The following is a 26187-nucleotide window of genomic DNA, read 5'->3' on the forward strand; positions in this document are numbered from 1 at the left end:
TCAAAATCATTTAAACACATAGAGGTGTTTTTTTCATTATAAACAATTTTCCATTTATGCTGTTGTCAAGAAGTAATTATTACTTTGATGCAACAGCAAAAACTTAAAGATAGAGCATTTCTATTTTAAGTCTAGTTTGCTTTATTCTAATTTTAGTTTTGCATTAGCAAAACGTCATTGTCTGGGGACTGGGGAGTGGCGACTGGTTACTAGAATAAAATTGTTACACAATTTTATTCTACACAGCTGCGTCGATTTCGTCTGATTCCTTGATTCCGTCTATGATAACTGCACAAGAGGCATCCCCTACTATGTTTACAGAAGTTCTTAACATGTCAAAAATTCTATCTACACCAAATAGTATTGGTAATCCTTCGACAGGTACTCCAGCAGCAATTAGAACTGCCACAACTAATAATGAAGGACCAGGTACACCAGCTTGACCGATAGAACCTATAGTAGCAGTAAAGATGATTGCTATATATTGCTGTACACCTAAGTCTATACCAAACAGTTGAGCAAAGAAGCAAGTTGCTAATGCATAGTAAATAGCATTACCATCCATGTTGATTGTTGCACCTAATGGAAGTACAAATGATGTAGTTTCATTTGATATACCAAGTTCTTCCTCACATATTTCTTTATTAAGTGGAAGAGTAGCCATTGAAGATGCTGTTGATAGTGCAAATAATTGAGCTTTGTATATTTTTTTGAAAAACTTTATTGGTGATGTTTTAGAAAATAATTTAACTGCCAGTCCATAAACTCCATAAGCATGGATAAGTAAAACTACTATATTTACAACTAAAAGTTTACCAAGCAGCATTCCGATTATTTTCCATCCAAAGTTGCCAGTAGCATCAGCTAATAGAGCAAATACTCCTAGTGGAGCTACATACATAGCTTGTGTTATTACAAATACAAGAGCGTCAGTTACGCCATTGAAAAAACCAACTACTATTTTTTTATTTTCACCTTTTAAAGATGAAACACCGAATCCAAAGAATAAACTGAAGAATAATATTGCAAGAATATTGTTTCCATCCGCTAATGCAGCAAATGGATTTACTGGAATAACTCCTTTTATAGTTTCCCAAAATCCAGGAATAGTACCCTTGTCAGCATATTCAAGGGAGAACATAGCTTGAACAGTTGCTTTGTCTATTCCAGCACCAGGCTTGAATAATTCACCAAAGATTAATCCTAAGGATACAGCTATTGCTGTAGTTGCCAAATAGTAAGCAAAAGTTGCTATTCCCATTTTACCTGCTGATTTTGATTCTCCGATGGAAGCTGCTCCTGATACGATAGAAGTTGCAACCAATGGAATAACTACCATTTTAATAAGCTGCATAAATATATCTCCAAGTGGAGCAAATATAGCTGCGTCTTTTCCCATTTTAAGACCAACAATAATACCTAATATCATAGAAATAATAATCCAAACACCTAAATTAGATAAAAGTCCTTTTCCTTTTTTCTGCACTTAATAATACCTCCTAAAAATATTGATAGTAAAAATATGAAATACAAATATATCCTAATACATTCTAAAGTAAATTGTTAAGAAAATCAACAAATTAATTAAAAGTTAATCAATAAAACAAGAAAAATGATAATAAATTATCAAAAAATATTGTTTTGAAATGAATTATTTTTACTTAAAATATGAATTTCGTATATAATAAGGAGGGGTGAGATTATGAGTATAATAAAGTGTGTTATTTGTGGAATGAATATAAACCAAAAAAACTTTGGTTTAAACAATTATGCATTTATAGAAGGAAATAAAAAAAAATTTATTAAATATTGTCCATTTTGTGGGGTTAGTGAAGTATATCTGCAAGAAGAGGGAAAAGTATATAATGTAGATATAAAAACAATAGATTCTAACACCTTGAAAATATTAGATCATGCTATGAAGCTGGAAGTATTTAATGGAGATTTTTATGTTGAAGCATCAAAATTGGTGAAAGATGATAAATTACAAAAAGAATTTTTAGATTTAAGTAGAATTGAATATATGCATGCAAATGTACATAAAAGGTTAGGGGGTTTTAAAGAGCTTCCCATACTCAATAAGCCTAACTACACAAAATATAATAAGGATGAAGAATTTTTACAAATTGCTAAAAAAAGAGAAGAACATGCAGTAGCTTTTTATGATAAATATTTTAAAGCAATATCTAATGAAATTATAAAGAAGACATTAAATGCTTTATCAGAAGTAGAGAAGGAACATATAATTTTAACTGATTGTCAATAGAAAAACATTCATATCCTCTTGTCTAAAAAAATATATTTAGACAAGAGAAATTTTTTTGGAGGGAATATGAAGAGGTTTCTAAAGACATTATTAATAATTGTTATCTTTTGTTTTGCTGTAATGTTTTTAAAAAAATATTGTTTTAAGGATTATAATATAGTTATAAAAGATAATAATATGGAATGTAAGTTAAAATATAAAGGATTAAGGAACGCTGTTGATTTTTCAGTGGACAACAATGAAAATTATTATATTGCATACAAAACTAAGATACAGTATATAGATAAGGATGGAAAAAGTTTTGATATATTTGCAGATAAAAATATGAATATACACAGTATGGAGTATTATAAAGAAAAGCTTTATTTCTCCAGTAATAATTGTATATATTATTATGATTTACATAATAAGCAGTGTAAAGAGATAATAAGTGATTTGCCTAATTTTGGAGATTATGGAGACAGTATTTTAAAAGTCAATGGACAGTATTTATATATAACCATAGGGGCAGCTACAAACTCTGGAGTGGTTGGAGATGATAACAAGTGGCTTAAAAACAATCCATATAATCATGATATTTCACCTTATAAGATAGTTTTGAGAGGTATAAACTTTTCAAATGGAAAAAGTGGAGCTTTTGTAAATTATGGCACTAAAAATATTGAAGGACAAATCATACCAGGGCATTTCCCAGGAAATGCTTCTATAATAATGTACAATTTAGATACAGGTTCTTCTGCAACTTATGCTTGGGGGATAAGGAATGTAAAAGGATTGGATTTCGACAGCAGAGCCAGAATGATAGCTACAGTTGGTGGAATGGAGAACAGAGGGTTAAGACCAGTAAAAGGAGATACAGACTATATTTTTGTAATAAAGTCTAAGTGCTGGTATGGATGGCCAGATTATAGCGGTGGAGATCCAATAAATTCACCTAAATTTAAAGGGAAAAACAATAAAAAGATACCATTTATATTGGATAATCATACAACAACTAATCCAGAAGGGCCACTATATGTTAATAAAAATTTAGGAACATTAAAAAGTATTATTGTTGACAAAGAAGGAAACTTAGGTGAAGCTGACAGCATATATTTTTATGATGATAAAGATAAAAATATATGGTATCTTAATAATAAAGGGGTATTAAATGAAAAGCTAAAGTTCAATAGTGAAAGTAGAATTTCCAGTATTAAATATATAGAAAATAAGATTGTATTACTAGATTCAAATAAAGGAAATCTATATAGTTATGGATTCAGGGGGAATGGTGAATCATACGAAGATAACAGGCCGATTCTATATTTTATTATAATAGCCAGTTTGATGGGAATAGTCAGTATATTAAAGTCTGTAATGAATAAGAAGAATACAGATAAAAATAACTAGATTGGAATGAGGAAAGAAAATGAAAAAAAAGATAGAATCAACATATGGAAAAACTTTAAGAGGTGTTATGTTCGCTGTAAATCCAGTAAAAAAGATCATTATAAATACTCATTGTATGGCACATAAATATATAAATAATAAGGCTATTGACTTGTTGAAAAATGAAGGATTCTTACAGCAGTATAAATACTATAATAAGTATATTAATGAATTAAATGAAGGAGTTACTTGGGCGGATCAAGATTTTAAAAGCTCTAATCATTTTTATCATTTTACTACTGGAAAAGGGTTATATGGATTTTCTAATGCGCTGGATGAATGTAAAAAATATTATAATAAAGCTACCACTTATCTTGAAATTGGTGATATAAAAAAAACAATGTTTTTTTTCGGGGCAGCATGTCATTTGATGCAGGATTCAACAGTGCCTCAACATGCTAATAATAAACTTTTAAAGCATCATAGAAAATTTGAATTATGGATAATAAGTAAGATTGCAATGGGACATCATTTTGAAACTGAAAAAGGAATAAAAACTTGCAAAAGTATTGATGAATATATTAAAAATAATGTTTTAATGGCTAATAAAACCTATTTAAAATATATAAATACTAGAAATATTGATGAAAGATATATGAAAATTGCTTCAACAATTATACAGGAAGCACAAATCACTACAGCAGGATTCATGTTGGATTTCTATGAAAAGTTAAAAGATAAAATTGAATGTACGCCTTAAATAAGTAAAGTAAAAATATTTCTTCCATATAATGGAGGGAATATTTTTTTTATGTAGAATTGTATATAAAGTATCTTAAGCGATGTAGATTTAAGTTAAGTAGAAAAAGTGGGTGAAAAGTATGATGGAAAGAGTAGAAAGTATAGAACGTGTAGAAAGTATAGAAGAAGAAAATTTAATTAATTTAGAAAATAAAAGATTTAAAGGAAATGTATTGGATGTTGGGTTCAGTAATTATGGCATAGCTTATAACATATATAAATTAAGTAATAAGGAATTTAATGTGGAATATATAAATGGAAATGATAATAAGGTGAATGTGGAAGAAAATTACTATGATAGCTGCGTGATGTTTTTGGCTTTTAGTAGTATAATGTTTAAAATAAGGAAGAACGGTTTATTGGAAGAAGTTTTTAAATACTTAAAAGAAGATGGATATATATATATATGGGATATAGAAAAAAAATATGGAAAAACTTTTAATGATAAAGTCAAGGTTTTAATGCCAGATAAAAAAGTTAAAGAATTGGAAATCAAAGATTATAATATTTTTAAGGAAAGTTCATATAAAAGTACTTTAGAACTATTAAGTCAACATTTTGATATAATATGTTCTAAAAGCTTAAAAAATATATATTACATAAAGGCACAGAAGAAAAGGAGAATTAAAAATGAAGGTAACATTAGCAGCGATTAATTCAAAGTTTATACACTCAAATTTAGCAATAAGATATTTGACGGCGTATACTAAAGATTTAAACTATCAGTGTAACATAAGAGAATTTTCTATAAATGACAGGGTGGAAAGAATAGTTGAAGAGCTTATGAAAGAAAAACCTGATGTGATAGGATTTTCATGTTATATATGGAATATTGAGGTTGTGAAAGCTTTAGCTAAGCTGATAAAAATCATAGATAGTAATATTGAAATATTTTATGGTGGTCCAGAAGTAAGTTTTGATGGAAAGAAATTTTTAGAGAATAATCCTGGAGAATACTTGATAGAAGGAGAAGGAGAAAAAACCTTTAGAGAAATAATTTTATATAAATTACAAGAAGAACAGCAAGGTGATAAAAGGTTAGAGTTAAAAGACATTAGAGGATTGTATTATAAGATTGATGGAAAAGTACATTATGGTGGAAACAAGACTAATATGGATATAAATGATGTAGTTTTTCCATATACTAAGGAAGATGATTTAAGTAATAAAATAGTATACTATGAAGCTTCTAGAGGATGTCCTTTTGGATGTAAATACTGTCTTTCTTCTGTAGATAGAAAAGTTAGATTCAGGGATATTGAAAAAGTGAAATCTGAATTGAAATTTTTAATAGATAAAAAGGTAAGACTTATTAAATTTGTAGACAGAACTTTTAATTGTAGTGAGAGTTTTGCTATAAGTATATGGAAATTCATAATTGAACAAGATACAGATACAAAATTTCATTTTGAAATTTCAGCTGATATTTTAACAGAAAATGAAATAAAACTTTTATCAAAGGCTCCGAAAGGAAGAATTCAATTCGAGGTGGGAGTTCAGACCACAAATAACGAGACTTTAAAAAACATAAACAGACATGTAAACTTCAAAAATATTAAGGAAAAGGTAGAAGAAGTAAAAAAACTAAAAAATATACAGCAGCATTTGGATCTTATAGCAGGTCTTCCAGGAGAAGATTTTGAATCATTTAAAAAGTCCTTTAATGAGGTATACCTTATGGAACCAGAAGAAATACAATTAGGATTTTTGAAGATTTTAAAAGGTTCTCCAATGATGTATGAAGCTGAAGACTGGGGAATGAAATATTCTCCATATCCACCATATGAAATACTAAAGACTAAGGATATAAGCTACGAAGAATTAATAACACTAAAAAAAGTTGAGGCTGTAGTGGATAAATATTATAACTCACAAAAATTCGATATAATTTTAATGTATTTTATATCAAAATTCAGTAATCCTTTTGATTTTTATCATTCTTTAGGTGATTTTTTTGAAGAAAAAGGATATTTCCAAAGAAATATTTCAGCAGCTGATTATTATAAGGTATTTCTAGAGTTTAATTGTGAAAAGCTAAAAGAAAGTAATGAGATAGTAAAAGAAATTGTTAAATATGATTATCTTATGTTTAACAAGAGAAAAGGAATACCTGAATTTATAAGGGAAGAAACCGATAAAAAAGAAAGCAAAGCCCTTAGAGAAAAAGTATTAAATATGGGACTTGGGTTTGAAAAAAACAAGTTTCATATTGAAAGATATAGCATTGATGTGGTAAACTTTGTTAAAACAGGAGAAATTCTAGAAAAAAATATCTATTTGGCGTATGATGAGTTGAATCACAATAATATACAGGAAGTTACCCATATAATAGTCCAATAATTTAATTTACTAAAAAGTAAACTTTTACACAGTTCAAAATCTAAAGTTAAAATTTGAGAATAAAAGTAAAAAATATAAAAACAACAATAAATAGTGTATTTATTAGAAAAATCATGATATTTATCGAAATGTTATTTAAATTCTGAAAATATAACAATTTCAAACATTGAAATTTGTTATATAACAGTATTATAATATAAACAAGCTGTTATTAATACCATATATAGTGTTAGTAATACTGCATTAGGTATTCCTAATACTATATTAAGTATTAGGATTTATGATTTATTGAGTTGGTAAAAATTATAAACTAAATATAAAAGGTGGTGATAGCTTGGCCGTAGAAGCAATTAAGGAAATTAAATCTGCTGAAGAAAAGGCACATGAAATTATTAAAAATGCTCAAGGTGAAGGCAACAAGATTACTAAAGAGGCAGAGGTAAAAGCGCTTAACGAATACAAAAGAGTTTTATCTGAGGCTAAATTAGAAGCAAAGAAAATTATTGATGCTGCTGTAGAAAAAGCAAAGAAGGAAGCAGCACCTATACTGGAACAAGGTAAAAAAGAAACCCAAAGCATTACAAACATTCATAAGGAAAGACTTGATAAGGCAGTGAATTTAGTAATTGAGAGGATAGTGAATGTAAATGGCGATAGTTAAAATGAATAAATTCACATTATTTGCCTTTGAAAATGAAAAGGAAGCCTTACTCGAGAGACTTCAGAGATTTGAAGCAGTACAATTCATTGATCTTCAATCCAAATTAGAAAACGAAGAGTTAAGCTTTCTGAAAAGTGCCGCAGAGGACAAAGAAATTTCAAGTAGAGAAAATGATTTGTCCAAGATTAAATTCTCTTTAGAGTTTTTAAAATCTTATATAGATAAAGAGGGAGGAATTCAAGCACTTAAAAAAGGCAAAAAAGTTATTACCTTTGATGAACTAGAGGAACAGATAAAAAATATAGATTGGATATCAATTTACAAAGAGTTAAAAGGGAAAGAAGAAAAACAAAATTCTCTTATCAACGAAAGAACAAAAATTGAATCAGAGATTGAAATACTATTACCTTGGAGTAACTTTGACTGTTCTTTTGAACAGTTAAAACAACTAAAATATACATCATACTTTTTAGGTACAATTCCAACTAATCTAAAAAATTCTTTTACTGAAGAATTTGAAAAAAAGACAGAATATTCTTATTTGGAAATTACAAACCAGGGTAAGGATGAGACATATCTTTTAGCAATAGTAATTAAGGAATTGGAATACAGTATTAGCGAAATACTTAAAAAATATGGATTTAGTAAAGCTAGCTTTAATTACGATAAGAGTCCTGCAAACATAATAAAAGGTTATGAGAACAGAATAAAAGAAATAGAACAAGAAAAAGAGAAAATTGAAAAAAGCCTTAAGGAATTGAAAGATTATCAAGAAAAACTTGAGTTGGTTTGTGAGTATTATTCCAATAGACTAGATAGAGCAAAGGCTAGTTCAAATTTTATAAAGACAAACAATATTGTAGCCATTGAGGGATGGAACACCATATCCTCAAATGAAGAACTTGAACAAATTGTAAAAGAAGTGGTTAAAGCAAACTATTACTTAGAGTTTGAAGAAGCAAAAGAAGAAGATAAGGTTCCAATATTACTACAAAATAATGGATGGGCAGAACCTTTTGAAAGCATAACAGAAATGTATTCTCTACCTAATTATAAAGAAGTGGACCCAACTCTGGTACTGTCTATATTCTATTTTCTATTCTTTGGAATGATGTTATCAGATGCAGGATATGGAATAGTGATGGTAATTGGAACAGCATTAGCATTAAAGTTTTTTAAGCTGGAAAAGGGTACAAAAAACTTTATGAAGTTATTTTTATACCTAGGAATATCAACAACTATTTGGGGTGCTATATATGGAGGATGGTTTGGTGATGCTCCAGAAAAATTTTTAGGAACACCTGCACCTTATCTACTAAATACACAATATGACCTAAAGATGATAGGTGTAATTTCAGTGATATTTGGGATTATTCATATTTTGGTTGGACTTGGAATGAAAGCTTATGTGTTAATCAGAGACAAGAAATATATTGATGCAGTTTTTGATGTAGGTTTATGGTATGTGTCTCTTGCAGGAATTTTTATGATGATTAATCCTACTCTAAGAGGTACTGGTAAAGTAGTAATTATAATTGGTTTTGTTGGATTGGTATTAACACAGGGAAGAGATGCTGAAACAATTGGTGGTAAAATAGGAGGAGGAATTTATGGCTTATATGGCATTACTGGATATATAGGCGATATAGTATCTTATTCAAGACTACTTGCTTTAGGACTTGCTACTGGATTTATTGCTAATTCATTTAACCTTATGATTAATTTAATACCAGGAGCAGGAAGAATAATTGCAGGACCTATTATATTTGTTGGTGGACACCTATTTAACCTGGGAGTTAATGCTTTAGGTGCTTATGTTCACACAAGCAGATTGCAGTACTTGGAATTTTTCAATAAGTTCTATGAAGGTGGAGGAAAAAAATTCACTCCATTTAAGCCTTTAAATAGATTTATGAATATTACAAATAAAAAAGCAAATGTTAATTAAAAATCAATTAACATATACACTTTATTAAGAAATACTTAAAATCTCAAGGATATTTTTATGTATTAAATATTCTTAATATTTTTAATAATAACTTAATTTTAGGAGGAATAGTAAATGAAGACTTTTATGGATTTTATGGTACAAAATGGGGGATTATTATTTGCACTATTTGGTGCTGCACTTGCTACATTCTTACCAGGAATAGGTTCAGCAAGAGGTATAGGAATTGTTGGTGAAGCTGCTTCAGGAGTAGTTACAGAAGATCCGGACAAATTTGGTAAAGCGCTTATTCTTGAATTATTACCAGGTACTCAAGGCTTATATGGATTCGTTACAGGAATACTTATACTTACTAGAATAGGAATGCTAGGTGGAAATATACCAGAACTTGGCAAAGGATTCTTCTACTTTATAGCAGCACTTCCTATAGCATTTGCAGGTTGGAAATCAGCAATATCACAAGCAAAAACTGCAGCAGCAGGTATGACTATACTAGCTAAAAAACCAGATCATGTAATGAAAGGTGTATTATTTGCAGTAATGGTTGAAACATATGCATTATTAGGATTCGTTGCATCATTATTGATGATATTTAAAATATAAATAAAAAAGGTTAGGATGTGGATAGACATGTCTAGTATCAATAATTTGACATCAAAAATAATTGAAGATGCAAATAATACTGCAAAAGGGCTTATTGAAGAAGCTAAGAATATAGAAAAAAAGTTGATTGATGAAAAAATAGCAAAAGCTGAAGAAGAAAAAAAAATAATGATTTCAAAAGCAGAAGCTGAGGCAAAAACAAAGGCTGAGAGAATTATATCTAATGCCCAGCTTCAAGTTAGAAACATGAAATTAGGCGCAAAAGGAGAAGTTTTGGATAATGCCTTCAATACTGCGTTGGAGAAATTAAACCAAATTTCAAAGAAAGAGCTTTTGAAATTTATGAAAAATAGTATTTTATCACTGGATATAGATGGAGATGAAGAAGTAATAGTTGGAGATAACAATAATGCAGTAACTCCTGAATTTATAAATGAATTAAATAATGCATTGATAGCTTCAGGTAAAAAAGGAGAATTAAAATTAAGTTCTGAAAAGAGAGATATACAAGGTGGTTATATTTTAGCTAAAAATGGTATTGAAATAAACAATACTTTTGAAGCTTTGATCATGTCTTTAAGAGATGAGCTTGAGGCCGAAGTTATAAGTGCTTTGTTTAACTAAAGGAGGATGGCTTAATGAGTAACATAAAATATGTTCAGGCTGTACCTAGAATTAGATCAGTAGAAAATAAGCTCCTTGACAAAGCTAAAATTGAAAGAATGATTGAAGGTAATTCCGCAGAAGAAACCTTTAAAATACTTCAAGAAACTGAATATGGTACATTGATGACAAATGTTAAAAGGGCAGAAGATTATGAAATAGTGTTGAGTGAAGAACTTAAAAGGTTATATTCATTCATGTACGAGGTATCGCCTGATAAGAGTTTAATTGATACCATGAGTGTAAGATATGATTATCATAATATTAAAGTACTTTTAAAGGGAAGGGCTTTAAACAAAGACTTAGATTATCTTCTAATCCCAGTAGGAACAGTACCTGTTGATAACATGAAGATGCATATTTCAATGGTGGATTATAAGGAGTTATCTCTCATAATGACAGAAGCAATAGAAAAAGCCGAAGCATCTTTTCAAGAAGAGAAAGACCCTCAGCAGATAGATATAATTTTAGACAGATATATGTATAAAGATATGCTTTCAAGAGCTGACGTTTTAGGTGAGTCGTACTTATTGGAATTTTTAAAAATGAATATTGATTTAATAAATTTAAAAACTTTACTTAGAGTTAAAAAGCAGAAAAAATCCAGAAAGTTTTTAGAAAATGTACTAATAGAAGGCGGTAAATTGGAAAAAGAAGCTTTACTTGAGATGTTAAATGGGTCTAATGAAAATATTGTAAGTAAATTACAATATACAGCTTATAATGAAATTGTAAAGCTAGCAATGGATGAATATACGCAAAATGGCAATTTAAAAGTGTTAGAAAAACTTTCTGATAATTACATCATGAATTTTATAAGAGATTCAAAATATGTCAGTTTTGGAATAGAACCTTTACTTGCTTATATCTTCGCTAAAGAAAATGAAATTAAGATTGTGAGAATTATAATGGTTGGAAAGCTGAACAATATTGCTGGAGATATAATAAGAGAAAGGCTGCGTGATATTTATGTATAAGATAGGGGTTGTTGGAGACAAAGATTCGGTTCTTGCTTTTAAAGCAATTGGCATTGATGTATATCCAGTTGTAGAAGCAGATGAGGCCCAAAAGACTATTGATAGAATGGCTATGGATAAATATGCAGTTATATTTGTAACTGAGCAAGTTGCCAAAGATATAGAAGAGACAATTGAAAGATATAATAGAGAAATACTTCCAGCTGTTATATTGATACCAAGTAATCAAGGTTCACTTAATATTGGTATGCAGAGAATAAGAAATAATGTAGAAAAGGCTGTAGGAGTTAATATTTTATAAGGAAGGTAGGTAGGTAACTTGAAGATCGGAAGAATTATTAAAGTATCAGGACCTTTGGTTGTAGCTGAAGGCATGGATGAAGCTAATATATACGATGTTGTCAAAGTTGGTAATAAGCGTCTTATTGGTGAAATAATTGAAATGAGAGGCGATAAGGCTTCTATTCAGGTATATGAAGAAACTTCAGGTCTTGGACCTGGTGACCCTGTTGAGACAACAGGAGAACCTTTAAGCGTTGAGCTTGGACCTGGACTTATAGAATCAATGTTTGATGGAATTCAGAGACCTTTAGATGCTATCATGGAAAAAGCAGGAAGCTTCTTAACAAAAGGTATTGAAGTATTACCATTAAACAGAGAAAAAAAATGGAACTTTATACCTACAGTTAAGGTAGGAGATGAAGTTAAATCTGGATATGTAATAGGAACAGTTCAAGAAACTACTGTGGTAAATCATAAAATAATGATTCCTTATGGAATAGAGGGAAAGGTAAAATTTATTGCTGAAGGAGAACATACATTAGAGGAAACAATTGCAGAAATTGAAACAGTAGATGGAATTAAAAAACTGACTTTAATGCAAAAATGGCCTGTTAGACGTGGAAGACCATTTGCTGAAAAGTTAAATCCAGCTGCTCCATTAGTTACAGGACAGAGAATAGTAGATACATTTTTCCCAGTTGCAAAAGGAGGAGCTGCCTGCGTACCAGGACCTTTCGGAAGTGGTAAGACTGTAGTTCAACATCAGCTTGCCAAATGGGGAGATGCTGAGATAGTTGTTTATATAGGATGTGGAGAACGTGGAAATGAGATGACTGATGTTCTTAATGAGTTTCCAGAGTTAAAGGACCCTAAAACTGGTGAAACTCTCATGAAAAGAACAGTACTTATAGCGAATACCTCAAATATGCCTGTTGCTGCTCGTGAAGCTTCAATATATACAGGTATAACAATTGCAGAGTATTTTAGAGATATGGGATATTCAGTAGCACTTATGGCTGACTCAACATCACGTTGGGCAGAAGCGCTTAGAGAAATGTCAGGCAGACTTGAAGAAATGCCTGGTGACGAAGGTTATCCGGCTTACTTGGGATCAAGACTTGCAGACTTCTATGAAAGAGCAGGTAAGGTTATATGTCTTGGAGAAGATGGAAGAGAAGGAGCACTTACAGCTATAGGTGCAGTATCACCTCCAGGAGGAGACTTGTCTGAACCAGTAACACAGGCAACTTTGAGGATAGTTAAGGTATTCTGGGGACTTGATGCACAGCTTGCATATAGAAGACATTTCCCTGCGATAAACTGGTTAAATTCTTATTCACTATATCTTGAAAAAATAGGTACATGGATGAATGAAAATGTTTCAGAAGAGTGGGTTGAGCTTAGGACAAGAGCTATGACTTTGCTTCAAGAAGAAGCAAATCTTGAAGAAATAGTTAGACTCGTTGGTATAGATGCTCTTTCAGAGAAGGATAGATTGAAATTAGAAGTTGCAAAATCCATAAGAGAAGACTATTTAATGCAAAACGCTTTCCACGATATTGATACCTATGCATCTCTTAATAAACAATATAAAATGCTAAAGCTGGTTCTTGCTTTTGGGGATGAAGCAGAACGTGCATTAAAAGCAGGAGTTTACTTAAAGAAAATTATAGGTATGGAAGAAATAAAAGATAAAATTGCAAGAGCAAAATATGTTGCAGAAACTGAAATAGATAAGATTGATGGAATAGCTGTAGAATTGAATAAGGCAATGGATAAGCTGATAGCGGAAGAAGGTGTTAAAAATGCTTAAGGAATATAAAACAGTTACAGAAGTTGTTGGACCTTTAATGGTAGTTGATGGAGTTAAGGGAGTAAATTATGGTGAGCTTGTTGAAATTCAACTTCAAACTGGCGAAATAAGACATGGTAATGTACTTGAAATCAACCAAGATAAGGCTGTAGTTCAGATATTTGAAGGTTCTTCAGGAATTAACTTGAAAGAAACAAAGGCTAGGTTTCTAGGAAGACCTCTTGAAATAGGAGTTTCAGAGGATATGCTTGGAAGAGTCTTTGATGGACTTGGCAGACCTAAGGATGGTGGACCAAAAATAATCCCTGACAAAAAACTTGATATCAATGGTGAACCTTTAAATCCATTTGCTAGAAACTATCCATCAGAATTTATTCAAACTGGAATTTCTGCAATAGATGGACTTAACACTTTAGTTAGAGGACAAAAACTTCCTGTATTTTCAGGTTCAGGTCTGCCACATGCTGAACTTGCGGCACAGATAGCTAGACAGGCAAGAGTTTTGAAATCAGATTCCAAGTTTGCCGTTGTGTTTGCAGCAGTTGGTATTACTTTTGAAGAAGCTCAATTTTTTGTGGAAGATTTTACTAAAACAGGAGCTATAGACAGAACAGTTTTATTCATGAATCTTGCATCAGATCCTGCGGTTGAACGTATAGCAACTCCTAGAATGGCTCTTACTACAGCTGAATATTTGGCTTATGAAAGAGGTATGCACGTACTTGTTATAATGACTGATATTACAAACTATTGTGAAGCTCTTCGTGAGGTTTCAGCAGCAAGAAAAGAAGTTCCAGGCAGACGTGGATATCCTGGATATCTATATACAGACCTTTCTACCTTATATGAAAGAGCAGGAAGAATAAAAGGAAAAGAAGGTTCAATAACACAAATACCAATTCTTACAATGCCAGAAGATGATAAAACTCACCCAATTCCTGATCTTACAGGGTACATAACTGAGGGGCAGATTATATTATCAAGAGAGCTTTATAAGAAAGGAATAATGCCTCCGATTGACGTATTGCCATCTCTTTCAAGACTTAAAGATAAGGGGATAGGTAAAGGAAAAACCAGAGAAGATCATGCAGATACAATGAACCAGTTGTTCTCAGGCTATGCACAAGGTAAACAGGCAAAAGAACTTGCTGTTATCCTTGGAGAATCTGCATTATCTGATACAGACAAAGCTTATGCAAAATTTGCTGATGCTTTTGAAAAAGAGTATGTAGCTCAAGGTTTTCAAACAAATAGAAGTATTGAAGAAACACTAAGCTTAGGCTGGAAGCTTCTGAAGATACTTCCAAGAACAGAGCTTAAGAGAATTAGAGATGAATATTTAGAGAAATATTTAGATGAAAAAGAAGGTGAGTAACCATGGCTAGGCTTAATGTCAATCCTACAAGAATGGAACTCACAAAGTTAAAAAAGAGGTTAGTTACTGCTACAAGAGGACATAAACTTCTTAAAGATAAGCAGGATGAGCTTATGAGGAGATTTATAGACCTTGTAAAATATAACAATCAGTTGAGAAAAAGTGTAGAAGAAGAGCTTGGAGGTTCTTTTAAAGATTTTGTTATGGCTAGAGCATTAATGTCTTCTGAATTATTAGAGGAAGCTATTGCTTATCCAAAAGAACGTATTACAGTAGATATTTTAACTAAGAATATAATGAGTGTAAATGTTCCCGAAATGGAGTTTAAAAGAGCTCTTGGTGATGATGAAGGAAGTATTTATCCTTATGGTTTTGCTAATACTTCTGCAGAATTGGATGGAGCTATAGAAAAACTTTATGGAATACTTCCAAAGCTTTTAGAACTTGCAGAGGTTGAAAAATCTTGTCAGCTTATGGCTGATGAAATTGAAAAAACAAGAAGAAGAGTTAATGCTCTTGAATATATGACAATTCCTCAGCTTCAAGAAACAATTAGATATATTCAAATGAAGCTGGATGAAAATGAAAGAGGTGCATTAACAAGACTTATGAAAGTTAAGAGTATGATGGAAGAGGCAGCTGCAAGGGCAGCAGAGAAGGCTTAGAATAAAAATAAACCTGCATTGGTATTTAAAATGTAGGTTTATTTTTGTGGAAAAACTATTGTTAAGCGTATATAATGTTAATGGACATAGTTCAATACATATGTTTATTATAGGAAGGAAGTTGAATAATGGCAGTTAGAGAAATTGTAAAGGTTGGAAATGATGTTTTAACAAGAAAAAGTAGAAGAATTACAGAGGTTAATGATGAAGTTTTAGAACTAATTCAAGATTTAAAAGATACATTATATGCAGGAGACGGGGTAGGTCTTGCTGCACCTCAGATAGGAGTATTAAAAAGAGCATTTGTAATTGATTTGAGAGATGGAAGCGATCCACTGATTTTATTAAATCCTAAAATCATAAAAAAAATTGGTGAATATGAAGATATTGAGGGATGCTTAAGTTACCCAGGATACGAGGGTATAGTGGCAAGACCAAGAAGAGTAGTTGTTAGCGGCATGAATGAAAAAGGAAAGCTTGTTCAATATGAAGCAGAAGGTTTTATGGCAAGGGCTATATGTCATGAAACTGACCACTTGGATGGAATACTTTATATGGATAAAGCAAAAAAAGTCTATAAGATAGAAGAGCAAGTTTAAATAAGGAAAAGAAGCTAAAAAAGAGAAGTAAGGAAATAGCTAAGTATGGATAGCTGTCCTTGCTTCTTTTTTGATGCTTTTAAGTAGTATTATTTATGATTATTAAGGTTGAAAAATAAACGTGACTATTTACAAAGGAAAGCTATAAGTGTATACTACTGTATATACATCAGTACGAGGAGGTGTAAAAATGAGGGAAAATGTAAGGAAAATGACATTTGCGGCATTATTGACTGCTTTTGCTATGATAATACCACTTTATTTTGGATTTTTAAGAGTAGTTATACCACCTGTATTTTCTGCAACTCTTGCATCACATGTACCAGTATTTTTAGCTATGTTTTTAGGACCAGGAGCAGCAGTAGTAGTTGGAGTAGGGTCTGCGTTTGGATTTTTAATTGCACTGGGACCATATATTGCTGCTAGAGCTTTTATGCATGTGTTTGTTGGCATTATAGGATCATATTTACTTAAAAAGGAAGTAGGTTTTTCAAAAGTAGTAATTATTACAGCACCAATACATGGAATATTAGAAGGATTGTCAACTATACCATTTATGGGGGTAAAAGGATTTACAATTAGTTATGTTATATTAACTATAGGAATTGGTACAGTTCTTCATCATTTAGTTGATGGTGCTATATCAGGAGTACTTATACAAGCTTTAAATAAAAGTGGCCAATCCGATTTCAATAACAAGACAGTAACAAAATAAAAAAAGTTATCTCATCTTAGAGGTAACTTTTTTTAGTTGCAGTTTATTAAGGTTAAGTTATATTTTTTACTATAGTCTTTGTTCTTTCACGCCAATTAGGCAGTTCAAGATTAAGAGAATTTTTTAGTAATGTTGTTTTTAATGCAGAATAACTAGGTCTAGGGGCGCAATTTGATATATAGTTTTGTGGTATTTCAATAATTTCCTTTTTCTTATTAGCACATTCCAATATATATTTTACCCAGAGTGATTTATTGACTGGATCAGGATTAGCACAATTATATATCCCATAATAATTTGTAGTCATAAATTTATCTACTGTAATACATAAATCTTCAATATACGTTGGACTGCCAATTTCATTTGAACACATAAAAATAGGGACGTCTTTATTGCTAAGAACCTTCTGAATGAAGTCGTTATCTTCGCCAAAAATCCATCCGCAGCGAATAATAAAGAATTTATTGTATAAAGTTCTTATTAAATTTTCACCTGCAAGCTTTGTTTTACCATATACATTAATTGGGTTGCAGTTATCAGTTTCATAATAAGGACTTTCTTTTTTGCTGTCGTATACATGACTAGTAGAAAGATAAATTATGGGAATGTTTAAAGAACAGCAGCTGTAAGCTACATTTAAGCAGCCGAGGGTGTTTATGGTATAAGCAAGATTATCATTTTTTTCGCAGGTTTCCATATCGTTTATTTCATCACAATGAATAACTATTTCAGGGTTAATCTCAGATATTGTTTTTATAGTTTCAATTCTATTAGTTATGTCCAATGAGTTTTTATCTAATAAAAAGATTTTATGTTTATTATCCAAATACTTAGCAAAAGCCATACCTATGGGGTTATTCCCACCAGTTATCAATACATTCATATAAACCTCCTAAAAAAGTTCTATATTTAAGTTTATGATAAGTTAGGGGAATTTAATGCATTTATATAAAGTTTTCATATTTAAAAATATATACTCTAGTAGTTTAATATCAGTCATATATGTTATAATTGTTTTAATAGGAAAACGGTTTATATTATTAATAAATATAATATATGAATGTATGTTATATAAGGTATATAAGCTGCAGTAAATACTATTCATTGCATTAAAACTTCTTTGAAGTTTTTTATAAATTGATTATTGAACAATGAATATTGATAATTGCAATATATACTATAATTAAATACGTTAAGCACAAATTAATCCAAGGGGGAATATTAATGGAAAAAAAGAAGGTTTATATAGAAAATGAGATAATAGAGAAAGTTTTGTTTGAGTTGAAAGAAATAAAGGATTGCTGTGCTGAGGACACATTAAAGATTAGAATGAGCAAAGTAATAAAAATGCTGAGTAAAGCGTCTGATTGCAATACTGAAAATTTATTAGAAGATGTGATTTATGAAGAAATGAAGGAATCCATGACTAAGAATCCTGAATTACATTCTAAGTTATATATGTTGTATAGAAGCTTGACGGATGGAAAAATATCAGAAGAAGCTGCAAAACAATTATTTGAAACTTATTTGCAAATGTATCCAACTGATACAATCATTTATTAAAAAGGTACCTTTAGGTACCTTTTTATGTATTTTAACTAACTTTTATATGTGGTATAAAGTCTATAATTTATTTGATTAACAATCATGTTATAAGGAAATAATAAATCTATGAGGTGTTTTGTAATAAATATTAAGTAATAAAATATATTGTTTATAAGGGATATATTAAAAAAATAAGATTAGTGGAAGGGTTATAAGTTTAAGGAGGGAATTGAAATGAGTGCAGTTGAATTAAAAGATGATGTATATTGGGTTGGCGTTAAGGATGCAGAACTTGAAATTTTTGACATAATAATGAAAACAGAGAAAGGAACTACATACAATTCTTACTTGATAGATGATGAAAAAGTTGCAGTTATAGATAGCGTGAAAGATGGATTTTTAGATAAATCTATAGAGAGTATACAGGAAATAATAGGGGATAGGAAAATCGACTATATCATAGTTCAACATACAGAACTTGATCACAGTGGTGCATTAAAAAGAATGTTAGAGATTTATCCAGAAGCAGTAGTTGTCGCCTCACCAGCAGCATTAAATTACCTAAGTAATATTTTAAATAGAGAGTTTAAATCTGAAAATGCAGTAAAAATAGGAGAACTTAATTTAGGCAAACACACATTGAAATTTATATCAGCTCCAAACTTGCATTGGCCTGATACAATATTTACTTATGTTAAGGAAAAAAATGTTTTGTTTACATGTGATGTAACTGGAGCTCATTACTGTCCACAAGATATTATGAATGATCCTCATAATGATGAATATTTAGAAGAATTTAAATATTATTTTGATGTAATAATGGGACCATTTAAAAAGTTTGTTTTAGCAGCATTAGAAAAAATTAAAGATTTAGATATAGATATTATTGCACCAAGTCATGGACCAATTCATACTGAAGGGCATATTAAGAAATCTCTTCAGATGTATAAAGAAATGTCAACAGAAGAAGAGTTAAAGCAAAATGTTCAAGTATTTTATATTTCAGCTTATCATAATACGGAAAGAATGGCAGAATATTTGGTAAGCAAGCTTAATGAAAATGGAATTAAGGCAGAAGCTCATGAGATAACTTCTATGAATATAAATGAGGCTGTAGAACTTGTTAATAAAGCAACAGGAATTCTTATAGGTTCTCCAACAATAAATCAGGATGCTGTAGAACCTGTTTGGAAATTGCTTACATCAATATGTGTAATACCAAACAGAGGAAAAGCAGCCGCAGCCTTTGGGTCTTATGGCTGGAGTGGAGAAGGGGTACCAATGATGACTGAGAGATTAAAAGCTATGAAGTTTAAAACATTAGATGAAGGACTTAAGTTTAAACTTGTACCATCAGAAAAAGATTTTAAAATTGCAGACGAGTTTATTGAAAAATTTATTAACATCATAGAATAAAATTGTGAAACAATTTTATTCTAGTAACCAGTGGCCAATCCCCAGTCCCTAGGATTTTACACTCTTTCGGGTGAAAGAGTTTTATTTAACAGTTTTTTTAATAAAGGCATTTAGCCTTAGAACAAGTAATATTTCGCTTGAGCTATCGCTTTCGGAGCTTACCAGCTCTTTACTTGAATAGATAATATCAAAAGCTAGTGAAAAATTAAAATTTCACTAGCTTTTATAGTGTATTATTTTTTGCCAATTATGATAAAATATAATGATATAAAACAAATAAGGGAGTGATTGAAGTGAAAGAAAGAAAAATTATAGAATTCTTAGGAAAAAATGATTTAAGTGATGTTGAAGAATTGGATTATGAAGATGGAATGGTGGTTTCAAGATTTTTTTATGATTTTGATGAAGATGAGTTGTCAGCGGCTAAGAATTATGCAAGTGATGAAAGTGGTGATACAGAAGATGGAGAAGTATGGAAAGAAGAATTTTATATACCATACTTAAATGACATAGCGGCAGATAATGTTGGAGAGATAATTGAAGAGGTTATTGAAGAGTTTGAGTTAGTGGCTCAGTATGTTTCTTATGGAGTAGATGAAGAACAAGAACGAAATGAATTTATAGCTGTATTCTCAAAAGAAGATTTTGATATTGAAGAAGTTTTAGATAAATTAGATCTTTAGTGTGGAGTGATATAGATTTTGAAAACATTAATATTTATGGCTTCACCAAATAAAAAGGGTAATACACAAGCTATGATGGAAGCTTTCTTAAAGGGGTTAAAAGGAGAAATTCATATTATCAACTCTTATGATGTGGATGTTAAACCATGTATTGATTGCAAATATTGTTATACACACGTAGGAGAATGTTCTATAAAAGATGAGATGACCGCTATTTATAAAATAATTGATGAGAGTGATAACATAATTGTATTTTCACCTATGTATTTTGCTTCTTATCCTGGAACTTTTAAAAATATAATAGATAGGACTCAGGTTTACTGGAGTAAAAGATATATATTGAAAATAGATGAGCCTAATAAGAATAAAAAAGGGGTATTATTTCTCAATGCTGGAAGCCAATGGAATGAAATGTTTAAACCTATGGAAAATATGTTTAAATATTTTATTAAAACCTTACACGGAGAATTAGTAGAGAGTGTGTATGTACCCAATACTGACAATAATCCTATAGTAAATAATCATAAGGTTATTCAAGAATTATATAAAATTGCAAAAGATATATAAAGTAAGCACAAGCTGTGTAGAATAGCTTGTGCTTACTTTATATATTATGCTATATACTTACAATTATTATTAACAATTGCATTAGTGTAATCATTTAAATATTTGTCCAATTGTTGACTGGCTGTAATAACTACTTCACTGGTAGGTTCATAATACAGTAAAAGAGAATTAAGAATTTCTCTATAATATTCAATTGTTAAATTAAGCAACTCTAAGATTTGTAAAGTGCTATTCATTAAGTATCGTCCTTCCTTAAAAGTTAGTAAATTTATTTTAGCAGATTTTTGAAAAAATGTGAAGTAATTTCAATGTATAAAAACATGCAAAAAGTATCAGAATGTCCTATAAAATAGCATACAAAACATAGTTTTTATCAAATATTAAAAGTTTTTAGCTGAAAAATGTAAAATTAGAAAATAGTGGATAAATAGGGAACGTTTGAATATTTTGAAAATACAATCTAACAACAAATGTATTGAAATATGTCTGAATATGTTGTATAAATAATATATGTGATACAATATTTAAAGAGAATATATAAATGTGATTATGTTTTTATATAGCGTTTTGAGAAATATGAGGGAATATATAGTGAAAATAAAGTATTAAAGTGCAAAAATGGAGGGTAAATAAATGACAAATATTGATATAGCTATGGGATTAGTTAGAGTTACTGAAGCAGCTGCTCTTAGAGGAGTAAAATTCATGGGAAGAGGCGACAAAAATGCTGCTGACCAAGAAGCTGTTAATGGAATGGAAGATGCATTTAATATGATGCCAGTTCGTGGAACAGTTGTAATTGGAGAAGGAGAACTTGATGAAGCACCAATGTTGTATATTGGACAAAAGGTAGGTGTAGGTGACGACAATATGCCAGAAATGGATATTGCAGTAGATCCTATTGATGGCACAGTTCTTATTGCAAAAGGCTTACCTAATTCAATAGCTGTTGTAGCAATGGGACCTAAAGGAAGTCTTCTGCATGCACCAGATATGTATATGCAGAAAATTGCTGTTGGAGCGGGAGCAAAAGGTGCTATTGATATCAATAAATCACCAAAAGAAAATATATTGAATGTTGCTAAAGCTCTAGATAAAGATGTTACAGAATTAACTATAATTGTACAAGAAAGAGAAAGACATGATTATATAGTTGAACAGGCAAGAGAAGTAGGAGCTAGAGTAAAGTTATTTGGTGAAGGTGACGTGGCAGCTATTTTAGCATGCGGTTTTGAAAATACAGGTATTGATATTATGATGGGAACAGGTGGAGCACCAGAAGGAGTTATTGCTGCTGCAGCAATCAAATGTATGGGAGGAGAAATGCAAGCTAAACTTGAGCCTCATACTGAAGAAGAAAGACAAAGATGTATTGCTATGGGTATAGAAGATTTTAATAAGGTATTGACAATAGATGATTTAGTAAAATCTGATGATGTATATTTTGCAGCTACAGCTTTGACAGATTGTGATTTGTTGAAAGGAGTAGTATACTCTAAAAATCATACAGCTTCAACTCATTCAGTAATAATGAGATCAAAAACTGGGACAGTAAGATTTGTTGAGGCTATACATCATATAAATAAAACTTGCCTTCTATAAAAAATAAAATTTGAAAATAATTTGACCACTACATATAATTTGTTTGTGGTCATTTTTTTATGAATTTTATGTGGAAAATGAAGGATAATATGTTTAGGGAATATAGAAAAAGTTATTTTATGTCTAGAATTATAGATAAAAATATTTTAATATTGTAAAATATACATAACGATTACATACATTTTAGATTACAAAAGTAGAAAAGAGAGGAAAAATAATGGCCATAACAGTTGAAAAGTTAGTTAAAGATTTGAATTTGGAAATATTAGTTGAAGGTAAGCCAGGTACTGAAATAAAAACAAGTGACATAAACAGACCAGGACTTCAATTTTCAGGATATTATAGTTATTTTGCTAATGAAAGAGTTCAAATAGTAGGAAGAGCTGAATGGAGTTTTTTAGAAACAATGCAGATTCAGGTCATGAAAAAAAGAATGAAAAAATTTTTCCAGTTTGAAACTCCATGTATTATTATAGCTAGAGATTTGGAACCACATGATGAGTTTATAGAGCACGCTAAGAAAAATAAGAGATGGGTGGTTAGAAGTAAATTACTTACTACTCAAGTTGTAACAAAACTTAAGAATTACCTTGACGCTCAGCTGGCACCAGAAACTAGATTGCATGGAGTCCTGTTAGATGTATATGGTATTGGTATTTTGATAACTGGAGAGAGTGGAATAGGTAAAAGTGAGACGGCTCTAGAGCTTATAAAGAGAGGACATAGATTGGTAGCAGATGATGCTGTTGATATAAAAGAGATAGATGGTATTCTGCATGGAACAGCACCATATATAACTTCAGGTATGATGGAGGTTAGAGGTATGGGAATAATAGATGTACCCGCTCTTTATGGATTGAGTTCAGTATTAGAAGAAAAGACCGTAGATCTGGTAATATACCTAGAACAGTGGAAGACTGAACAAAATTATGACAGACTTGGTATAGACGAACAATATTTAGAAATATTAAATATTCCAATTAAAAGGCTAACTATTCCTATAAGACCTGGAAGAAATATTGCAGTTATAATAGAGGCTGCTGCAGCAAATTATAGATACAGTCTAGTATCTAAAGTATCTCCAGTTGAGACAATAGATAAGAGAATGGAAGAAATGTTCAGTAATGAAAAGTAAAAAAGAAATAAGAGAATATATAAATGAAAAACGATTATTGCTAAAAGCTGAAGAAAAACTAGAATTTGATACATTGATATTTAATAAATTAATAAACAGCAAAGAATATATAGATTCAAAGCATATTTTTACTTATGTAAGTTTTAATAATGAAGTAGATACTCAGAGATTTATACAACATGCTTTGCAAGATGACAAGTGTGTGTATGTTCCTAAGGTTATTTCAAAACAAAAAGGAATGAAGGCTATTCAAATAAAAAGCGTAAATGAATTAAAAAAAGGTATGTATGGGATTTGGGAGCCTGCAAGTTTTGAATTTTCAGTAGATGAACAGGTTATAGATTTAGTAGTGGTTCCAGGAATTGCTTTTGATATTTTTGGAGGAAGAGTAGGATATGGCGGAGGATTTTATGATAGATTTTTAAAAAAGTTAAACTCTAATGCTGTAAAGCTTGCTTTAGCTTATGATTTTCAAGTTATGGACAAAGTTCCTGTTGAAATTCATGATGTGTTTATAGATAGAATAATTACTAACTAAAATGTAAAAACTAACCTTGTTAAACAAATATGGTTGGTGGTAGAATGCAGGTTTTAGATATTTTAAATGACTTTAAAGAAGTGAAACAAGTTCTGGATATGGATATAAACACTAAGTATGTTAAATTGAGTAAAATAAAAAATATGATATAATATATAACGTATGTAAAATATATTATGATTTATATAATAAGCTAATAGGGGGAAATGACTTTGGAAAAGGAAAAAAAATTAGAAAAAAAATATGAATATGCATGGAATAAGTATTCTAAGGAAGATTTAGAAAAAGTATTTGAATTGAATGATAGATACATAGAGTTTATGTCTAAATGTAAAACAGAAAGAGAATGTATTGATAAGTTTATAGTTCTTGCAGAAAAAGCAGGATATAGAAACTTAGATGATATAATAAAGTTAAATGGAAGTCTTAAGGCTGGAGATAAGGTTTATGCAAATAACATGGGTAAAACTTTAGCTATGTTTATAATAGGTAGTGAAGAACTTCAAAAGGGTATGAGTATCCTTGGAGCTCACGTTGACTCTCCAAGACTTGATTTAAAACAAAACCCATTGTATGAAGATACAGATTTAGCATTATTAGATACTCATTACTATGGTGGAATTAAAAAATACCAATGGGTTACATTACCTCTTGCAATTCATGGAGTTATGGTAAAGAAAGATGGAACAGTGATAAATGTGGTTATAGGTGAAGATATAAGTGATCCTGTAGTAGGAATTTCAGATTTATTAGTTCATCTGTCAGCAGACCAGCTTCAAAAGAAATTAGCTAAAGGTATCGAAGGAGAAGATTTAAATATCTTAGTTGGAAGTATGCCTGTTGAAGACAAAGAAGCTAAAAGCAGAGTAAAACAGAACATATTAAAGATATTAAATGAAAAATATGATATAGATGAAGAAGATTTTGTATCAGCAGAGCTTGAAGTAGTTCCAGCTGGTCCTGCAAGACATTATGGACTTGATAAAAGTATGGTTATGGCATATGGTCATGATGACAGAGTATGTTCTTTTACATCCTTTGAAGCAATGCTAAAAATAGATAATCCGTCAAAAACTTGTGTTACTCTTTTAGTTGATAAAGAAGAAGTAGGAAGTATTGGTGCTACAGGAATGCACTCTAGATTCTTTGAAAATACTGTAGCTGAGGTTATGAATTTATGTGGAGATTATGGTGAATTAAAGGTAAGACGTGCTCTTTCAAATTCTAAAATGCTTTCATCAGATGTAAGTGCTGCTTATGATCCAAATTATCCATCAGTAATGGAAAAGAAAAACTGTGCTTACTTTGGTAAGGGGATAGTATTCAATAAATATACAGGCGCAAGAGGAAAATCAGGCTGCAACGATGCAAATCCAGAATATATTGCACAAATAAGAGCTATGATGGAAAAGCATAATGTATCATGGCAAACGTCTGAACTTGGAAAGGTAGACCAAGGCGGCGGCGGTACTATAGCTTATATACTTGCTGAATATGGTATGGAAGTTATAGACTGTGGTGTTGCAGTTCAAAACATGCATGCTCCATGGGAAGTTGTAAGCAAAGCAGACGTATATGAAACGATGAGAGGATATTATGCGTTTTTACTGGAAGCTTAAAAATAA

Annotated in this window: 28 protein-coding genes; 25 read left to right on the top strand and 3 right to left on the bottom strand. The window is 30.6% G+C overall.

Annotated features, from left to right (window positions below; translation table 11 throughout):
• Positions 1-238: 238 nt before the first annotated feature.
• Positions 239-1486 (bottom strand): dicarboxylate/amino acid:cation symporter, encoded by a 1248-nt coding sequence (locus tag OIO11_RS14970; RefSeq protein WP_268072247.1) that lies wholly within the window; start codon positions 1484-1486, stop codon positions 239-241.
• Positions 1487-1702: 216 nt separating this feature from the next.
• Here OIO11_RS14970 and OIO11_RS14975 point away from each other — a divergent pair, with 216 nt between their 5' ends.
• The 16 genes from OIO11_RS14975 (at position 1703) to OIO11_RS15050 (ending at position 17076) form a co-directional block, all read left to right on the top strand.
• On the top strand, positions 1703-2266 hold the full coding sequence (locus OIO11_RS14975; RefSeq protein WP_268072248.1) for a ferritin family protein: 564 nt from the start codon (positions 1703-1705) through the stop codon (positions 2264-2266).
• Between the two features lie 66 nt (positions 2267-2332).
• Positions 2333-3655: a hypothetical protein gene (locus tag OIO11_RS14980; protein ID WP_268072249.1), complete on the top strand. Its 1323-nt coding sequence runs from the start codon at positions 2333-2335 to the stop codon at positions 3653-3655.
• A gap of 19 nt (positions 3656-3674) precedes the next feature.
• The gene (locus OIO11_RS14985; RefSeq protein WP_268072250.1) at positions 3675-4394 is read left to right on the top strand and encodes a zinc dependent phospholipase C family protein; all 720 of its coding nucleotides are present in this window, start codon (positions 3675-3677) and stop codon (positions 4392-4394) included.
• 124 nt (positions 4395-4518) lie between these two features.
• A complete protein-coding gene (locus OIO11_RS14990) occupies positions 4519-5091 on the top strand; it encodes a methyltransferase domain-containing protein (protein WP_268072251.1) in 573 nt (190 codons plus the stop codon).
• Positions 5066-6775, top strand: a complete 1710-nt coding sequence (locus OIO11_RS14995) for a B12-binding domain-containing radical SAM protein (protein WP_268072252.1) — start codon at positions 5066-5068, stop codon at positions 6773-6775. The genes OIO11_RS14990 and OIO11_RS14995 overlap by 26 nt, the downstream gene beginning before the upstream one ends.
• Positions 6776-7109: 334 nt before the next feature.
• On the top strand, positions 7110-7436 hold the full coding sequence (locus tag OIO11_RS15000; RefSeq protein ID WP_268072253.1) for an ATPase: 327 nt from the start codon (positions 7110-7112) through the stop codon (positions 7434-7436).
• Complete coding sequence (locus OIO11_RS15005) at positions 7423-9384, top strand: V-type ATP synthase subunit I (RefSeq protein ID WP_268072254.1); 1962 nt, start codon at positions 7423-7425, stop codon at positions 9382-9384. Before OIO11_RS15000 ends, OIO11_RS15005 begins: the two co-directional genes overlap by 14 nt.
• A gap of 114 nt (positions 9385-9498) precedes the next feature.
• Positions 9499-9987 carry a V-type ATP synthase subunit K gene (locus tag OIO11_RS15010; RefSeq protein ID WP_268072255.1) on the top strand — a complete coding sequence of 163 codons (489 nt, stop codon included), beginning with the start codon at positions 9499-9501 and terminating at the stop codon, positions 9985-9987.
• 27 nt (positions 9988-10014) lie between these two features.
• Complete coding sequence (locus OIO11_RS15015; protein WP_268072256.1) at positions 10015-10611, top strand: V-type ATP synthase subunit E; 597 nt, start codon at positions 10015-10017, stop codon at positions 10609-10611.
• 14 nt (positions 10612-10625) lie between these two features.
• On the top strand, positions 10626-11627 hold the full coding sequence (locus OIO11_RS15020) for a V-type ATP synthase subunit C (protein WP_268072257.1): 1002 nt from the start codon (positions 10626-10628) through the stop codon (positions 11625-11627).
• Positions 11620-11928, top strand: a complete 309-nt coding sequence (locus OIO11_RS15025; protein WP_268072258.1) for a V-type ATP synthase subunit F — start codon at positions 11620-11622, stop codon at positions 11926-11928. The genes OIO11_RS15020 and OIO11_RS15025 overlap by 8 nt, the downstream gene beginning before the upstream one ends.
• Positions 11929-11946: 18 nt before the next feature.
• Positions 11947-13722: a V-type ATP synthase subunit A gene (locus OIO11_RS15030; protein ID WP_268072259.1), complete on the top strand. Its 1776-nt coding sequence runs from the start codon at positions 11947-11949 to the stop codon at positions 13720-13722.
• Complete coding sequence (locus OIO11_RS15035; protein WP_268072260.1) at positions 13715-15097, top strand: V-type ATP synthase subunit B; 1383 nt, start codon at positions 13715-13717, stop codon at positions 15095-15097. The genes OIO11_RS15030 and OIO11_RS15035 overlap by 8 nt, the downstream gene beginning before the upstream one ends.
• Before the next feature lie 2 nt (positions 15098-15099).
• Positions 15100-15762: a V-type ATP synthase subunit D gene (locus OIO11_RS15040; RefSeq protein ID WP_268072261.1), complete on the top strand. Its 663-nt coding sequence runs from the start codon at positions 15100-15102 to the stop codon at positions 15760-15762.
• Between the two features lie 128 nt (positions 15763-15890).
• Entirely contained in the window at positions 15891-16361 is a 471-nt protein-coding gene (gene def, locus OIO11_RS15045; RefSeq protein WP_268072262.1) for a peptide deformylase, read from the top strand.
• 190 nt (positions 16362-16551) lie between these two features.
• A complete protein-coding gene (locus OIO11_RS15050; RefSeq protein WP_268072263.1) occupies positions 16552-17076 on the top strand; it encodes an ECF transporter S component in 525 nt (174 codons plus the stop codon).
• Between the two features lie 52 nt (positions 17077-17128).
• On the opposite strand, the gene OIO11_RS15055 is transcribed toward OIO11_RS15050, so the two are convergent.
• Positions 17129-17959, bottom strand: coding sequence for an SDR family oxidoreductase (locus OIO11_RS15055; RefSeq protein ID WP_268072264.1), 831 nt, complete (start codon positions 17957-17959; stop codon positions 17129-17131).
• Between the two features lie 341 nt (positions 17960-18300).
• Here OIO11_RS15055 and OIO11_RS15060 point away from each other — a divergent pair, with 341 nt between their 5' ends.
• From OIO11_RS15060 to OIO11_RS15075, 4 genes are all read left to right on the top strand, one after another.
• Positions 18301-18639 carry a hypothetical protein gene (locus OIO11_RS15060; protein ID WP_268072265.1) on the top strand — a complete coding sequence of 113 codons (339 nt, stop codon included), beginning with the start codon at positions 18301-18303 and terminating at the stop codon, positions 18637-18639.
• 216 nt (positions 18640-18855) lie between these two features.
• Entirely contained in the window at positions 18856-20037 is a 1182-nt protein-coding gene (locus tag OIO11_RS15065) for an FprA family A-type flavoprotein (protein WP_268072266.1), read from the top strand.
• Positions 20038-20330: 293 nt separating this feature from the next.
• Positions 20331-20720 (top strand): hypothetical protein, encoded by a 390-nt coding sequence (locus OIO11_RS15070; RefSeq protein WP_268072267.1) that lies wholly within the window; start codon positions 20331-20333, stop codon positions 20718-20720.
• An 18-nt stretch (positions 20721-20738) separates the two neighbouring features.
• The gene (locus tag OIO11_RS15075) at positions 20739-21287 is read left to right on the top strand and encodes a flavodoxin family protein (RefSeq protein WP_268072268.1); all 549 of its coding nucleotides are present in this window, start codon (positions 20739-20741) and stop codon (positions 21285-21287) included.
• 44 nt (positions 21288-21331) lie between these two features.
• Here the strand turns inward: OIO11_RS15075 and OIO11_RS15080 are convergent, their stop codons facing one another.
• Positions 21332-21523 (bottom strand): aspartyl-phosphate phosphatase Spo0E family protein, encoded by a 192-nt coding sequence (locus tag OIO11_RS15080; protein WP_268072269.1) that lies wholly within the window; start codon positions 21521-21523, stop codon positions 21332-21334.
• 397 nt (positions 21524-21920) lie between these two features.
• Here OIO11_RS15080 and glpX point away from each other — a divergent pair, with 397 nt between their 5' ends.
• From glpX to OIO11_RS15105, 5 genes are all read left to right on the top strand, one after another.
• Positions 21921-22889 (top strand): class II fructose-bisphosphatase, encoded by a 969-nt coding sequence (gene glpX / locus OIO11_RS15085; RefSeq protein WP_268072270.1) that lies wholly within the window; start codon positions 21921-21923, stop codon positions 22887-22889.
• Between the two features lie 217 nt (positions 22890-23106).
• The gene (gene hprK / locus OIO11_RS15090; RefSeq protein WP_268072271.1) at positions 23107-24024 is read left to right on the top strand and encodes an HPr(Ser) kinase/phosphatase; all 918 of its coding nucleotides are present in this window, start codon (positions 23107-23109) and stop codon (positions 24022-24024) included.
• Positions 24014-24562 carry a 5-formyltetrahydrofolate cyclo-ligase gene (locus OIO11_RS15095; RefSeq protein WP_268072272.1) on the top strand — a complete coding sequence of 183 codons (549 nt, stop codon included), beginning with the start codon at positions 24014-24016 and terminating at the stop codon, positions 24560-24562. The genes hprK and OIO11_RS15095 overlap by 11 nt, the downstream gene beginning before the upstream one ends.
• A 29-nt stretch (positions 24563-24591) precedes the next feature.
• Positions 24592-24714: a hypothetical protein gene (locus tag OIO11_RS15100; protein ID WP_268072273.1), complete on the top strand. Its 123-nt coding sequence runs from the start codon at positions 24592-24594 to the stop codon at positions 24712-24714.
• Positions 24715-24774: 60 nt separating this feature from the next.
• Positions 24775-26181, top strand: coding sequence for an aminopeptidase (locus OIO11_RS15105; protein WP_442781309.1), 1407 nt, complete (start codon positions 24775-24777; stop codon positions 26179-26181).
• Positions 26182-26187: the final 6 nt, after the last annotated feature.

The sequence above is a fragment of the Clostridium sp. ZS2-4 genome, assembly GCF_026719745.1.
Taxonomy (GTDB): domain Bacteria; phylum Bacillota; class Clostridia; order Clostridiales; family Clostridiaceae; genus Clostridium_H.

What these genes read in the sequence shown, in the direction of transcription:
- OIO11_RS15020 (WP_268072257.1), top strand. Translation starts at nt 10,626, where the DNA reads ATGAGTAACATAAAATATGTTCAGGCTGTACCTAGAATTAGATCAGTA.
- OIO11_RS14990 (WP_268072251.1), top strand. Translation starts at nt 4,519, where the DNA reads ATGGAAAGAGTAGAAAGTATAGAACGTGTAGAAAGTATAGAAGAAGAA.
- OIO11_RS15080 (WP_268072269.1), bottom strand. Translation starts at nt 21,523, where the DNA reads ATGAATAGCACTTTACAAATCTTAGAGTTGCTTAATTTAACAATTGAA.
- def (WP_268072262.1), top strand. Translation starts at nt 15,891, where the DNA reads ATGGCAGTTAGAGAAATTGTAAAGGTTGGAAATGATGTTTTAACAAGA.
- OIO11_RS14985 (WP_268072250.1), top strand. Translation starts at nt 3,675, where the DNA reads ATGAAAAAAAAGATAGAATCAACATATGGAAAAACTTTAAGAGGTGTT.
- OIO11_RS15060 (WP_268072265.1), top strand. Translation starts at nt 18,301, where the DNA reads ATGGAAAAAAAGAAGGTTTATATAGAAAATGAGATAATAGAGAAAGTT.
- OIO11_RS15015 (WP_268072256.1), top strand. Translation starts at nt 10,015, where the DNA reads ATGTCTAGTATCAATAATTTGACATCAAAAATAATTGAAGATGCAAAT.
- OIO11_RS15010 (WP_268072255.1), top strand. Translation starts at nt 9,499, where the DNA reads ATGAAGACTTTTATGGATTTTATGGTACAAAATGGGGGATTATTATTT.
- OIO11_RS15050 (WP_268072263.1), top strand. Translation starts at nt 16,552, where the DNA reads ATGAGGGAAAATGTAAGGAAAATGACATTTGCGGCATTATTGACTGCT.
- OIO11_RS15040 (WP_268072261.1), top strand. Translation starts at nt 15,100, where the DNA reads ATGGCTAGGCTTAATGTCAATCCTACAAGAATGGAACTCACAAAGTTA.
- OIO11_RS15005 (WP_268072254.1), top strand. Translation starts at nt 7,423, where the DNA reads ATGGCGATAGTTAAAATGAATAAATTCACATTATTTGCCTTTGAAAAT.
- OIO11_RS15065 (WP_268072266.1), top strand. Translation starts at nt 18,856, where the DNA reads ATGAGTGCAGTTGAATTAAAAGATGATGTATATTGGGTTGGCGTTAAG.
- OIO11_RS15055 (WP_268072264.1), bottom strand. Translation starts at nt 17,959, where the DNA reads ATGAATGTATTGATAACTGGTGGGAATAACCCCATAGGTATGGCTTTT.
- glpX (WP_268072270.1), top strand. Translation starts at nt 21,921, where the DNA reads ATGACAAATATTGATATAGCTATGGGATTAGTTAGAGTTACTGAAGCA.
- OIO11_RS15035 (WP_268072260.1), top strand. Translation starts at nt 13,715, where the DNA reads ATGCTTAAGGAATATAAAACAGTTACAGAAGTTGTTGGACCTTTAATG.
- OIO11_RS14980 (WP_268072249.1), top strand. Translation starts at nt 2,333, where the DNA reads ATGAAGAGGTTTCTAAAGACATTATTAATAATTGTTATCTTTTGTTTT.
- OIO11_RS15025 (WP_268072258.1), top strand. Translation starts at nt 11,620, where the DNA reads ATGTATAAGATAGGGGTTGTTGGAGACAAAGATTCGGTTCTTGCTTTT.
- OIO11_RS14995 (WP_268072252.1), top strand. Translation starts at nt 5,066, where the DNA reads ATGAAGGTAACATTAGCAGCGATTAATTCAAAGTTTATACACTCAAAT.
- OIO11_RS15095 (WP_268072272.1), top strand. Translation starts at nt 24,014, where the DNA reads ATGAAAAGTAAAAAAGAAATAAGAGAATATATAAATGAAAAACGATTA.
- OIO11_RS15100 (WP_268072273.1), top strand. Translation starts at nt 24,592, where the DNA reads ATGGTTGGTGGTAGAATGCAGGTTTTAGATATTTTAAATGACTTTAAA.
- OIO11_RS14975 (WP_268072248.1), top strand. Translation starts at nt 1,703, where the DNA reads ATGAGTATAATAAAGTGTGTTATTTGTGGAATGAATATAAACCAAAAA.
- hprK (WP_268072271.1), top strand. Translation starts at nt 23,107, where the DNA reads ATGGCCATAACAGTTGAAAAGTTAGTTAAAGATTTGAATTTGGAAATA.